Source organism: Streptomyces sp. CNQ329, assembly GCF_000482585.1.
This window is the reverse complement of record NZ_AXVU01000023.1, coordinates 71,830-83,449: the sequence shown is the minus strand read 5'-3', so window position 1 is coordinate 83,449 and position 11,620 is coordinate 71,830. Positions and strand designations below refer to the sequence as shown.

Annotated in this window: 13 protein-coding genes and 1 pseudogene; 10 read left to right on the top strand and 4 right to left on the bottom strand. The window is 73.4% G+C overall.

Annotation, left to right across the window (positions count from 1 at the left end; all coding sequences use genetic code 11):
* Positions 1-118 precede the first annotated feature (118 nt).
* Entirely contained in the window at positions 119-388 is a 270-nt protein-coding gene (locus I003_RS0117405; RefSeq protein ID WP_027772675.1) for a DUF3073 domain-containing protein, read from the top strand.
* 167 nt (positions 389-555) lie between these two features.
* Here I003_RS0117405 and purM read toward each other — a convergent pair whose 3' ends face one another.
* Both purM and purF read right to left on the bottom strand, forming a co-directional pair.
* On the bottom strand, positions 556-1,653 hold the full coding sequence (gene purM / locus I003_RS0117400; protein ID WP_027772674.1) for a phosphoribosylformylglycinamidine cyclo-ligase: 1,098 nt from the start codon (positions 1,651-1,653) through the stop codon (positions 556-558).
* Positions 1,654-1,725: 72 nt separating this feature from the next.
* A complete protein-coding gene (gene purF, locus I003_RS0117395) occupies positions 1,726-3,246 on the bottom strand; it encodes an amidophosphoribosyltransferase (protein ID WP_027772673.1) in 1,521 nt (506 codons plus the stop codon).
* A 232-nt stretch (positions 3,247-3,478) separates the two neighbouring features.
* Here purF and I003_RS0117390 point away from each other — a divergent pair, with 232 nt between their 5' ends.
* The gene (locus I003_RS0117390) at positions 3,479-3,832 is read left to right on the top strand and encodes a hypothetical protein (RefSeq protein WP_027772672.1); all 354 of its coding nucleotides are present in this window, start codon (positions 3,479-3,481) and stop codon (positions 3,830-3,832) included.
* Between the two features lie 161 nt (positions 3,833-3,993).
* Positions 3,994-4,080 (top strand): annotated as a pseudogene (locus I003_RS35630) (PadR family transcriptional regulator); the annotation flags it as partial.
* A 118-nt stretch (positions 4,081-4,198) separates the two neighbouring features.
* On the opposite strand, the gene I003_RS0117380 reads toward I003_RS35630, so the two are convergent.
* A complete protein-coding gene (locus tag I003_RS0117380; protein WP_027772671.1) occupies positions 4,199-4,558 on the bottom strand; it encodes a MerR family transcriptional regulator in 360 nt (119 codons plus the stop codon).
* Positions 4,559-4,702: 144 nt separating this feature from the next.
* On the opposite strand from I003_RS0117380, the gene I003_RS0117375 reads away from it, so the two are divergent.
* Both I003_RS0117375 and I003_RS0117370 read left to right on the top strand, forming a co-directional pair.
* Complete coding sequence (locus I003_RS0117375) at positions 4,703-5,023, top strand: DMT family transporter (RefSeq protein WP_027772670.1); 321 nt, start codon at positions 4,703-4,705, stop codon at positions 5,021-5,023.
* 47 nt (positions 5,024-5,070) lie between these two features.
* The gene (locus I003_RS0117370; RefSeq protein WP_027772669.1) at positions 5,071-5,553 is read left to right on the top strand and encodes a DMT family transporter; all 483 of its coding nucleotides are present in this window, start codon (positions 5,071-5,073) and stop codon (positions 5,551-5,553) included.
* Between the two features lie 43 nt (positions 5,554-5,596).
* Here the strand turns inward: I003_RS0117370 and I003_RS0117365 are convergent, their stop codons facing one another.
* A complete protein-coding gene (locus tag I003_RS0117365) occupies positions 5,597-6,148 on the bottom strand; it encodes a YciI family protein (RefSeq protein ID WP_027772668.1) in 552 nt (183 codons plus the stop codon).
* Between the two features lie 203 nt (positions 6,149-6,351).
* Here I003_RS0117365 and I003_RS36110 point away from each other — a divergent pair, with 203 nt between their 5' ends.
* The 5 genes from I003_RS36110 (at position 6,352) to I003_RS0117340 (ending at position 11,561) form a co-directional block, all read left to right on the top strand.
* Complete coding sequence (locus I003_RS36110) at positions 6,352-6,708, top strand: effector-associated constant component EACC1 (protein WP_486584264.1); 357 nt, start codon at positions 6,352-6,354, stop codon at positions 6,706-6,708.
* Positions 6,705-7,976, top strand: a complete 1,272-nt coding sequence (locus tag I003_RS32530) for a caspase, EACC1-associated type (RefSeq protein WP_051368306.1) — start codon at positions 6,705-6,707, stop codon at positions 7,974-7,976. The genes I003_RS36110 and I003_RS32530 overlap by 4 nt, the downstream gene beginning before the upstream one ends.
* A 147-nt stretch (positions 7,977-8,123) precedes the next feature.
* On the top strand, positions 8,124-8,894 hold the full coding sequence (locus I003_RS0117350; RefSeq protein ID WP_027772667.1) for a hypothetical protein: 771 nt from the start codon (positions 8,124-8,126) through the stop codon (positions 8,892-8,894).
* Positions 8,894-10,279, top strand: a complete 1,386-nt coding sequence (locus tag I003_RS0117345; protein ID WP_027772666.1) for a hypothetical protein — start codon at positions 8,894-8,896, stop codon at positions 10,277-10,279. The genes I003_RS0117350 and I003_RS0117345 overlap by 1 nt, the downstream gene beginning before the upstream one ends.
* Entirely contained in the window at positions 10,266-11,561 is a 1,296-nt protein-coding gene (locus I003_RS0117340; protein ID WP_027772665.1) for a hypothetical protein, read from the top strand. Before I003_RS0117345 ends, I003_RS0117340 begins: the two co-directional genes overlap by 14 nt.
* The last annotated feature ends 59 nt before the right edge of the window (positions 11,562-11,620 follow it).

Below are 11,620 nucleotides of genomic sequence, written 5' to 3'. Positions count from 1 at the left end.
AGAAACAGGTACCGTTGAACCCCGATGGACGGTCCTTCTCATCGAGGGTCCGCATCCGATCATGAACGCGTATCAGACTCTGGGGCCATCGAGCCCCGTCGTTTGAGGGGGTCGACCCATGGGGCGCGGCCGGGCCAAGGCCAAGCAGACGAAGGTCGCCCGCCAGCTGAAGTACAGCAGCGGTGGGACTGACCTCTCACGCCTTGCCGAAGAGCTGGGCGCATCGACGGCGAAGCCGCCGTCGAACGGTCAACAGCAACAGCAGCAAGTCGAGGAAGAGTCGCCCGACGACGACCTGTACGCACGCTACGCGGAGCTGTACGAGGATGAGGACGACGAGGACGGCGAGGACTCCGCCGGCTCGTCGGAGCAGCGTCGCGGGGCCTGAGCCGCAGGCAGCAAATCGGAGCTCGGCTGGGGGACACCCCCGGACGGGCCCTTTTTGCTGCCGGAAATCCGCAACCGGCATCGGGGGGCCGGCGGCATACGGGCCGGTAGACGCTCCGGCGTACGCGTCCCTCGCCGCGCCGGCCGTACGCGCCCCCTGCGGCGGCCTCAGCGGGCATAGTCCCCCGTAAGCTCGACACCACCCGCCCCCGCCTCATCCCGGTCACGCACCTCGCCGGCGACCCAGGCGTCGACCCCGCGGTCCGCCAGCAGCGCCAGCGTGACGTCCACCGACGCCTGCGGCACCACGGCCACCATGCCGACGCCCATGTTCAGCGTCCGCTCCAGCTCCGCCCGCTCGACCCGGCCCGCCTCCCCGACCACGTCGAAGACCGCGCCCGGCGCCCAGGTCGACCGGTCGACGACCGCGTCCAGCCCGTCCGGCACGACCCGTGCCAGATTGCTGGCGAGGCCGCCGCCCGTGACGTGCGAGAAGGCGTGCACTTCCGTGGCGCGCAGCAGCGCGAGACAGTCCAGCGAGTAGATCTTCGTCGGCTCCAGCAGCTCCTCGCCGAGGGTGCGGCCGAACTCCGGCACCTCCCGGTCCAGCGCCCAGCCGGCGCGGTCCAGCAGCACGTGCCGCACCAGCGAGTACCCGTTGGAGTGAAGGCCGGACGAGGACATCGCGACGACCGCGTCACCCGTACGGATGCGATCGGCGCCCAGCACCGCGTCCGCCTCGACGACGCCGGTGCCGGCGCCGGCCACGTCGTACTCGTCGGGGCCCAGCAGCCCGGGGTGCTCCGCCGTCTCGCCGCCGACCAGCGCACACCCGGCCAGCACGCAGCCCTCGGCGATGCCCTTGACGATCGCCGCGACCCGTTCCGGGACGACCTTGCCGACGCAGATGTAGTCCGTCATGAACAGCGGCTCGGCGCCCGTGACGACCAGGTCGTCGACGACCATGGCGACCAGGTCGTGCCCGATGGTGTCGTGCACGTCCATGCGCTGCGCGACCGCGACCTTCGTCCCCACGCCATCGGTCGCGGAGGCGAGCAGGGGGCGCTCGTAGCGCTTGAGCACGGAGACGTCGAAGAGGCCGGCGAAGCCGCCGAGCGCACCGACCGACTCGGGCCGCCGGGTCTTCTTCACCCACTCCTTCATCAGCTCGACGGCGCGGTCACCGGCCTCGATGTCGACGCCCGCCGCCGCATAGGAGGCTGCGCCGGGGGCAGCGGCGTCGGGGGGCTGGCTGGCACCAGACATGGCGTTGGGGTCCTCCGGGGTCTTCAGTGCGTCATGCGTCGTGGGCGTCCGGCAGCGGGCGCTGCACGGGCCCTACGGACGGCGCAGCGGGTCGGCGGCGCCGTGCCCGCCGGAGACCTCGCTCTCCAGCAGGTGCTTGCCCAGCAGCTCGGGGTCGGGCAGCTCCATCGGGTACTCGCCGTCGAAGCAGGCGCGGCAGAGCTTGGTCTTGGCGATGCCGGTGGCCTCGATCATCCCGTCGATGGAGATGTACGCGAGCGAGTCCGCGCCCAGCGACTGCCCGATCTCCTCCACCGACAGGCCGTTGGCGATCAGCTCGGCGCGGGTGGGGAAGTCGATGCCGAAGAAGCACGGCCACTTGATCGGCGGCGCCGAGATGCGCACGTGCACCTCTGCGGCGCCGGCCTCGCGGAGCATCCGCACCAGCGCGCGCTGCGTGTTGCCGCGGACGATGGAGTCGTCCACGACCACCAGGCGCTTGCCGGCGATGACCTCCTTGAGAGGGTTGAGCTTCAACCGGATGCCGAGCTGGCGGATGGTCTGGGAGGGCTGGATGAAGGTCCGGCCCACGTAGCTGTTCTTGACGAGCCCGGCCCCGTACGGAATGCCGCTGGCCTCCGCGTACCCGATGGCGGCGGGGGTGCCGGACTCGGGCGTCGGTATCACGAGATCGGCGTCGGCGGGAGCCTCGGCAGCGAGCCGGCGGCCCATCTCGACGCGGGAGAGGTACACGTTCCGGCCGGCGATCTCGGTGTCGGGCCGGGCCAGGTACACGTACTCGAAGACACACCCCTTCGGCTTTGCTTCGGCAAAGCGACTGGAGCGTAGCCCGTTCTCGTCGATCGCGATCAGCTCGCCGGGCTCCACCTCGCGGATGAAGCTCGCCCCGACGATGTCCAGCCCGGCGGTCTCCGACGCCACCACCCAGCCCCGCTCCAGCCGCCCGAGCACCAGCGGCCGGACGCCCTGGGGATCGCGGGCGGCGTAGAGCGTCTGCTCGTCCATGAAGACGAGGCTGAACGCACCCCTGACCCGCGGCAGCACCAGCGGCGCCGCCTCCTCCACGGTCAGCGGCTTGCCGTCACCGTCGACCTGCCCCGCGAGCAGCGCGGTCACCAGGTCGGTGTCGTTGGTCGCCGCCGCCCTGCCGCTGCGCGACCCGCCGTCCGGGGGCAGCGCGGCGACCAGCTCGGACAGCTCGGCGGTGTTGACGAGATTGCCGTTGTGACCGAGCGCGAGCGACCCGTGGGGGGTGGCCCGGAAGGTGGGCTGCGCGTTCTCCCACACGGAGGCGCCGGTGGTCGAGTAGCGGGCGTGACCCACGGCGATGTGGCCCTGGAGGGAGCCGAGGGAGGTTTCGTCGAAGACCTGCGAGACCAGGCCCATGTCCTTGAAGACCAGGATCTGCGAACCGTTGCTCACCGCGATACCCGCGGACTCCTGTCCCCGGTGCTGCAGTGCGTACAGTCCGAAGTAGGTGAGCTTGGAGACCTCCTCGCCCGGGGCCCAGACGCCGAAGACGCCGCAGGCGTCCTGGGGGCCCTTCTCGCCGGGAAGCAGGTCGTGGCTGAGTCGTCCGTCACCACGTGGCACGTATGCGAGTCTAAGGCAGGTTGGCCCGGTCACCCGAACGGCGAGAACGTGGCCCGGATCACGTCCGGCCTCCGGCCGGGGCGGCGGTGAGCCCCGGGCCACAGCGGGCCGCGGCCCGGGGCTCACCGGTCGGTGTCCCGGGGGTGGCGGGGCCGCCGGGCGGGATATAACCCGGTGCGGTGGCGTGCGGCGCCCGTTACGGTCGGCCGTCGGGAGCGTACGAGGAGGGTGTGTGCCGTCGACGGGAGACGCCGAGCGTGCGGTGTACGAGATCCGGGTCCATACGGGCGCCGATGCGGGCGTCGAGGAGACGCTGGCCCTGCAGGGGCCGGTCGGGCGCCTGCTGTGCCCGGACCCCGGTCACCCGCCCCCGTGCGAGATTCCCTGGAGCCTCACGCTCGACGACGCCCCCGAGGCACTGGTCGCAGGGGTGTACGCGTCCCACGAGCAGGCCATGCGGGTGACGGAGCGGCTACGCGCCCTGGTCGGCGAGCGGTGGCCGGTGTCGCTGCGGGAAGGCGACGCCGAGCGGTTCGGGGAGCTCGTCGAGCAGTACCGGATCGAAAGCGGACAGCACCGGGCCTGAGCCGCCCCGTCTCCGTGAAGTACTGGCGCATCACCGTGTCGATGGCCGGGCCGTGACGGGCTCGGGTCGGATCGTCCACGCAGGCATGCGTGCCATGCTTCCGGACTCCCCCCGGGGCCGTCGACCGGACCACCGCCGTCAGCCCGCGCTCGCCGTACATCGACGACCCGTACCGGCGCGGCATGCTCACCGTCGCCCGCGCCACCAGCCGCGCGGAAAGGGCCTGGCTCCGGGAGATGCTGGCCTGACCCGGCGGGGGCCGGTGCCGCCCGGGGTCGGGCCGGACGGCAGGTCCGTGACGTCCGGCGCGAGCGCGCGGGCGTCGCCGCCGGCCAGGCGCAGGGACAGCGCACGCGGACGCGTCGGCTACGGGGCCTCCCCGGCCAAGGCCGTTTCGCTGCGGAGCGCCCGCAGGGTGTCGAGTTCGCGGTCGATATCGCGCCGCTTGCCCTCCAGGCGCGCGACCTCCTGGGCGAGCAGCTTCTCCATCACGCCCGTGCGCTCCTCGGGCGGCGCCTCCAGGCACGGGAGCAGTTCGTTGATGGTGGCGCTGGTCAGTCCGGCGGCGAACAGGTGCTGGATCATGAGGACCCGCTCGACCATCGAGTCGTCGAAGTCGCGCCACCCGCCCGGGGTGCGCTCGGAGCGGATGAGGCCGTTCTCCTCGTAGTACCGCAGGGAGCGCGTGCTGACGCCGGCCGCGGCTCCCAGCTCACCGATGCGCATGAGTCCTCCCTCGCGGCTGTCCGCCGACGTCTGTTCTTGCAGTTGACACCGGTGTGAAGTGTCACGATCCAGGCGTCCGGAACCGCCTCGCCGATCCGGCCCCACCACCCGTCCCGTCACTCCAGCATACGAAGGACAACCGACATGCACTGGCTCCATCTCGCCCTCGCCGTCGTCTTCGAGATCGCCGTCGCCCTGTCCGCCGGCAAGGCCCAGGGCTTCACCCGGCCGGCCTGGACGACCGCCACGCTGGTCAGCGGCGGCGTCGCCACCTACCTCCTCAGCCGGGCGCTGCTGACCTTCGACGTCGGCGTCGGCTACGCCCTGTGGACCTCCGTGGCAGGCGTCGGGATCGTCGTCCTCGGCGCCGTCCTCTTCGGCCAGCGCCTGGGGTGGCACAAGCTGCTCGGCATCGCCGCGGTCATCACCGGAGTCGTCGGCCTCCAGCTCAGCGGCGCGGCGTGAGCGCCCGGTCCGGCAGCCCCCGTACGACGCATCGGAAAGGAACCCGCATGTCCATCGACACCGCCACCGGCGCCACCGCCACCGCCGGCCAGGACGTCGCCGCCACGAGCGACCGCGCACGCGCCTGGCTCGTCCTCCTCCTCGCCGGCGCCTTCGAAGTCGGCTACGCCCTCGCCGTGGGCGGCAGCGAAGGATTCACCGTGCTCTCGTGGTCACTCGTCGCAGTCGTCTTCTTCCTTCTGACGCTCTACGCGCTGAGCGTCGCCCTGCGCACGATAGACGTGGGCATCGGGTACGCCGTGTGGGCGGGTATCGGGGCCGTCGGGGCCGCCCTGCTCAGCCCCGTCGTCTTCGACGAGAGCCTCGGCGCCGCCAAGGCCCTCTGGCTCGCCGTGATCATCGCGGGCGTCGTCTGGCTCAAGCTCGCCGACCGCCCGGGCCGCTCGGACCGCCCGGAGAACCCGGACACCCCGGAGAACCCGGAAAGCCAAGCCAGCCCCGACGGGGCAACGCGGCCCGCCCACCCGTGAGTCCGCGGCGGCAGGCAGCAGGCGAGGCGGGCGGCGGGCGGAATCAGGCCGGCCGGCCGCCGAAGTACCAGTCGTGCACCTCCACCGCCGCGTACGCGCCCGCCGTCAGCACCCCCCGCGCCGCGTCCGCGTCCGGAGCCCGTACCAGCGCCGCCGTGCCCAGCCAGGCCGTCCCGTCGTCCGACAGCAGCGGGCCGTACGCGACCAACTCGTCCCGGCCGGGCGGCAGATCGAGGTCGGCCCCTGGGCCCTCGCCGAGGCCCAGGACGAGGTAGCGGTTGCCGCCGGTGCGGCCGCCGGGGAAGTCCCACATCGTGCGCCCCAGCAGATTGCGCCAGCGGCGCAGCAGCACGTCGCGGTACGCGCCCGCCTGGTAGCCGGGCTCGTCGAAGGCGAACGCGCGGGCGGCGGCCGCGTCCGACAGGTCGAGGATGTGCACGCTGCCGGTGAGGATCTCGCCGTCGCCGGCCATCGTGGGGCCGCGGGCGATCATCTCCGCCGCGTACCCGTCCATGTAGGACCAGTGCTCTTCGCGCAGTTCATGGCGCAGCTTCAGGGATCCGGGCCGGTCACGGTGGTAACAGAAGAACTCCATGCCCCCATCCTTCATCACCGGACGCAACGCCCCCGGTGCCCACTTCCTGATCCGAGGACGCAGGCAGCCCGCCACGGGCGTTCGTCACGACGACGCCGTCGCCCCGCACCCTTGCTGCCCCGTTCCGCGGCGAACAGACTGTGAGGCGGGGGATACGCAACGTACGTGCCGGGGCCGGAATCCGATACTCTGAGAGGGCTGGAGTGCCGATCGAGATCAGCATCGCGGGGGCGCGGGCGGAGGAAGAACTGCGTTCGCTGCACGCGTGGCTGGCGAACGAGCCGGAAATCCGCCGTACCGCCCGGCTGGTCCTGCGATCCGCGCCGTCCGGGCCGGGCGAGATGGGCACGGCGATCGACGTACTCCAACTGATCACAGACAACGTCTGGAACGCCACGTCCCTGGCGATCGCGGTCGGCGCCTGGCAGAACACCCGCTCCGTGCCCACGCGGGTGACTGTCCGCCGGGGTTCCGTGGAAGTCACCCTCACCGGAGCCGACCCCGAAGAGATCGCGCACGTCGCACGCCGGTTACAGCAGCCAGAGGACGGCGGGCAGTGAGCGAGGGGGCCGCCTTCCCGGACCCGGCCCGCACCCGGGCCGTCCTCATCGGCACCGACCGCTACACCCACCTGGAAGACCTGCCAGCCGTCGGCCGCAACCTGACGGATCTCGCGGGAGAACTCACCGGGCCGTACTCGTGGGGACTTTCGCCGCGAAACTGCACCGTCGTCTCCTCCCCTGCGACGGCCGCCGCCGCTACGGACGCCCTCGTCGACGCAGCGACGGCGGCCACCGACAGTCTCTTCGTCTACTACGCGGGGCACGGCCTGGTCGACCGGCAGGGCGGGTTGTACCTCGGACTGGCCGGCACCCTCCCGGACCGGCCCGACACCGGCCTCGTGTACGAGTGGATCCGGCAGTACACCCTCGACAGCAGGGCCGGCCGCCGGGTCGTGATCCTCGACTGCTGCTTCGGCGGCCGGGCCCTCGGCGCCATGGACGCCGACCAGCAGATGGCGGTGTCTGCCGAGATCGAGGGGAGTTACGTCCTCGCCGCGGCCGGGGAGAACGCGACCGCGCTGGCCGAACCCGGGGAGGAACACACCGCGTTCACGGGCACGCTGCTCCGGCTGCTCCGCGAGGGCGTGCCCGGCGGGCCGCCCGTCCTGGACCTCGACTGCCTCTACCGGGAACTCCACACCGCGCTGCGGGCCGACTCACGTCCGCTGCCGCACAAGCGGGACCGGAATACCGCCGGGCGGCTCGCCCTCGCCCACAACCGCGCCGTCCACCCCGCGGCCACGCCGGGCCACAACCGCCCTCCCGACCGCGCCCCCTCTCCCGACCGGCCACGTCCGGCCCGTGGGCCGCACCCGGCCCGGCAGCCGGGGGGCGGGCCGTGGAGGAGACGCACAACGCGCAAGACCCTGGCCCTGGGGCTGGCCGCGACGACGTTCGCCGCGACCGCCGTCGTCCTCGCCCTCGTACGGGACGAGGGCTCGGCGGACGACCCCACGCAACTGCGGTGTGCCGACTGGCCTCATCGCGACGTCGACACGACCCAGGGCGGCTTCACCGGCTCCGGCCGCATGAAGGAGGGTCCGTACACCGCCTGCGACAGCGTCACCTGGGTGTCGCAGGGCATGGAGTTCGACTACGCGTGCCACGTCGTCAACGGCTACGGCAACCGCTGGACCTACGGCCGTATCGCGGGATCGGACGACTGGGGGTGGATCTCGGCGGACTTCCTCGACGACCGGGGTTCACGCATTCCGTGTGCCGACGCCGCCTCCACGGCATCGGGTCCCGGGCGACCACACCCCTGAGCGCCGGCCCGGCGTGCGGGATCAGGCCAGCACCGGCTGGACGGGAGGGGGGCCGGAGCACCCGGGCGGGGCCGGATCGGTGCCGTCGCGCATGTCACAGTCGCGAAGTAGAGTCGGGAAAACCGAGCGTTAGGGAGGGCTGGGGGCGTGCGGGGTCGAGGGCGGGGGCTGGCCGGGGTCACGGCCGGGCTGGTGCTGGTGCTCGGGCTGGGACTCGGGCTGGGACTCGGGCTGGGGCCCGGCGCCGGGCAGGCCGCCGCGGAGGACGGGAAGACACAGGCCGCGTATCTCGCCGAGCGGCTGCGCGAAGACCCCGTCTACATCTCCGATCAGGTCCCCCGTGAGGTGCCGCGCTCGGCGGCGGGCGAGTTCGCGAAGGCGGCGAAGCGCACCGGCGTGCCGACGTACGTGCTCGTGCTGCCGAACGAGCCCGTCTTCGCCGACCAGTTGCTCGGCGCCGTGCACGACCGCCTGGGCGAGGACGGGCTGTACGTGCTCGTCGACGCGGCCATGTCGTGGATCGACGCCGCGTCGTACGGGGTGGACGTCCCCTTGCGGGACGCCAAGGCCGTGACCACGTTCGAGCTGCCCTTCGACGCCTGGCCGATCGAGTCGTTCGAGCTCTTTGTCGAAGCGCTGACCTCCGACGACGTCGCCGAGCGGGCGCGGGCCGCGCGCGAGAAGTACGGCAGCGGGCCCGACGGGCAGTCGGCGACGGCCACGCCCGAGCCGCTCCACCACACCCGTGAGGAGCCGGAGAGCCCCGACGCCGACGACGTGTCGCTCACCGACCGGAAGAACCAGAGCTTCGTCACCGGGATCTCGCTGTCCGGGCTGCCGCTGCTCGTTCTCCTCATCGGTGTCCACGTCCGGCGGCTGCGGCGGCTTCCGTACGCGTCCGGAGAGGGGCGGCGCTGATGTGGGCGTGGCTGCGCAGGCGGCCGGAGATCCCCGTCGCCGTGGTGGTCGCCGCGGTGATCGCGGTCGTCGCCGGCCAGGTGTTCGGGGGCGGCTCGTCGCCCTCGGCCGACGCCGGGCCCGCCCCCGGTCCGTCCGCGGCACACACGCCGACCAAGGCGGATCTGCGGCTGCGGGTGGAGCGGGTCGGGACGGCGCTCGCCGCGGAGCCGCTCTACGACGATCCGGAGAGCGAGCGGGTCCTGGACGCCGCGGAACGCCGCGACCTGCTCGACCGCATCCGTGCATTCGACCACAAGGTCTACCTCGCGATCGTGCCCATGCAGCGGGAGGACGAGTCCGGCGGCGATTCACTGGAGCTGATGCGGCTGCTGCAGAAGCAGGTGGGCCAGGACGGGGTCTACATCGTCGCCGATCCCTACGTCGGTGACATCAGCGTCGCCAACTACGGCACGCTGCTGGACAGCGACTACCTCGAATTCGAGCTGCCCCGTCGCGTGCTGAGAGCCGACGTGAACGCCGACGTCGGCGACCTGCGGCTCCCCGAGCGGCTCGGCACGCTGCTGACCCTGCTGGAGGAGGCGCCGCGGAACAGCACGCCCGGAGAGCCCCCGTACCAGTTGCCGGCGGACGACGAGGACGAGGAGCACGAGCCGGAGCCGCTGCCGTCGGTGTTCGGCGCGGACTTCGGGCCCGGTCTGGCCATCGGGGCCATCCTGGCCCTGGCGCTGTTCGGCCTGGTGGTCGCGGCGTTCACCCCGTTGCGGGTGCGGCGGGACCGCCGCGCCGCGATGTGGGTACCGCTGCCCGCCCAGCGGTCGGCCAAGTCGCCGAGGTCCGCGCCGGTGGCCGTGCCCGGCCCGGCCGACTTCCGCGCGCCGGGCCGGGCGGAGCTGCACCGGGCCGCGCAGGAGGCCCTGCGGTCTCTCGCCCAGCGGTACGCGGCCATGACGGACCGCCCCGGGGGTCACGGCGCCGCGGGCGTCGTCCGGGCCGCCGACTGCCTCGATGCCGCGCTGCTCGCGGTGGACGGACGGCAGGACGGGCGCGTCGACCACGACGCCGCCCCCGCGGCCCTGGCCTGCGCCCTGGTGCTGGCCCGCGCGGGGCACGCGGCGCTCGACGGCGGCCCGCATGCCGTCAACGACTACCGCTGCTGCGGGACGAACCCGCTGCACGGGCCCGAGGCCGCCGGGCCGGGCCCCGGGCCTCTGTGCACCGCCTGCCGGCACTCCCTCGTACCGCTGCACGGACTGCGGCTCCAGGTGCCCACCGCCCAGGGGCCCGTCCCGTACGACTCCGTTCCCGGACCGCTGGCCGCCGCCGCGACCGGGATCACCGCACTCATCCGCCAGGTCCGGGAGTACGCCGGTGTGCCGCACTGACTCCGCCAGCCGTCCCCTCGCCGTCCTGCTCGCGCTGCTCGCCGGGTCCCTCGCCGTGCTGCTCGGCGCCGGGCCCGCCGGGGCGCAGCCCAGCGCCGCCGAGGAGATCGCCGACGCACTGCGGCGCTCGCCGGTCTACGTCGACGACGCGTACGAGACCGCTCTCCCGCCCGCCCGGCAGCGGGAGCTGGTCGCGCAGATCGAGGACACCGGGCTGCCGCTGTACGTGGTGGCGGTGCCGCTCACGACGGGCGACGCGTTCGGCGGCGATTCCCGGCAGCTCGCCGGCGCGGTGCACGACCGGCTGGACCGGGACGCCGTCATCCTCACCACCGGTGACTACGCCGACGCGCTGGACGGCTGGGAGTGGCCGCACGGCAAGCACCAGGCGGGACCGGCCGCGTCCGCCGTCCTCCACCTCGACGAGATGCGCGACGCCGGCCTCGGTACCCGGCTGGCCAAGGCGATCGAGATCGTCGCCGCCGGCAACGGGGACGAGGCCTACGAACGGGCCACGGAGGACTTGCGCACCCCGACGCCGACCCCCAGCCCGGCCGCCGAGACACCCCCCGCCGGTGAGGCCGCGGAGACCGCCGACGGCGACGACGGCACCGGCACCGGCACCGTCGTCCTGATAGCCGCCGCCGCGGTCGCGCTGGCCGTACTCGCCGGGCTGCTGCTGGTGCGCCGCCGCCGGGCGACCGGCGGCCCGGCTCCGTTCACCTTCCCCCGGGCGGTGTTCGCCGCGGCGGCAGCCGCCGACGAGGCGGACCTGCGCCGGCGTGCGGAATCCGAGGTCGTCGCCCTCGGCGAAGCGGCGCAGGCCCACCCGCACGACGCCGACCCGGACGGCCTCCGGCGCGCCCTCGACGCGTACGCCGCCGCGGGCACCGTGCTGGACGCCGCCCGCGGGCGCACGGATCTGGCGGGCGTCCTCGCCCTGGTCCTCGAAGGCCGCGACGCACTGCAGGGCTCACGGGCCGCCCTGCCGCTGTGCTTCTTCAACCCCCTGCACGGCCGCGGCGCCCGCCGCCTCAGATGGCGTCCTCTCGGCCGCCGCGACCAGCTCCGCGTCTCCGCCTGCGCCGCGTGCACCGCCGCCGTCCAGGCCAGGCGCGCCCCGGAGGTGCTGACCGAGCGGGTCGACGGCCGCGACCTGCCGTACTTCGAGGTCCCCGCGAAGCGCAGTCTGTGGGCCGCCACCGGCTACGGCTCGCTGGTGAGCGATCCGCTGGCGGCACGGGTGGCCCGCGGCGACTTCACCCGCGCCCTGGGGAACTGAGGCCCGTCACCCGCCGGAGCGCGGCGTCCCTTCCGTCGGTTCCGCGCGCCGGTACGTGC

Excerpts from the sequence above, each read along its gene's own strand:
- I003_RS0117380 (WP_027772671.1), bottom strand. The coding sequence starts at position 4,558 with ATGCGCATCGGTGAGCTGGGAGCCGCGGCCGGCGTCAGCACGCGCTCC.
- I003_RS0117375 (WP_027772670.1), top strand. The coding sequence starts at position 4,703 with ATGCACTGGCTCCATCTCGCCCTCGCCGTCGTCTTCGAGATCGCCGTC.
- I003_RS0117405 (WP_027772675.1), top strand. The coding sequence starts at position 119 with ATGGGGCGCGGCCGGGCCAAGGCCAAGCAGACGAAGGTCGCCCGCCAG.
- purM (WP_027772674.1), bottom strand. The coding sequence starts at position 1,653 with ATGTCTGGTGCCAGCCAGCCCCCCGACGCCGCTGCCCCCGGCGCAGCC.
- I003_RS0117365 (WP_027772668.1), bottom strand. The coding sequence starts at position 6,148 with ATGGAGTTCTTCTGTTACCACCGTGACCGGCCCGGATCCCTGAAGCTG.
- I003_RS0117370 (WP_027772669.1), top strand. The coding sequence starts at position 5,071 with ATGTCCATCGACACCGCCACCGGCGCCACCGCCACCGCCGGCCAGGAC.
- I003_RS0117345 (WP_027772666.1), top strand. The coding sequence starts at position 8,894 with ATGTGGGCGTGGCTGCGCAGGCGGCCGGAGATCCCCGTCGCCGTGGTG.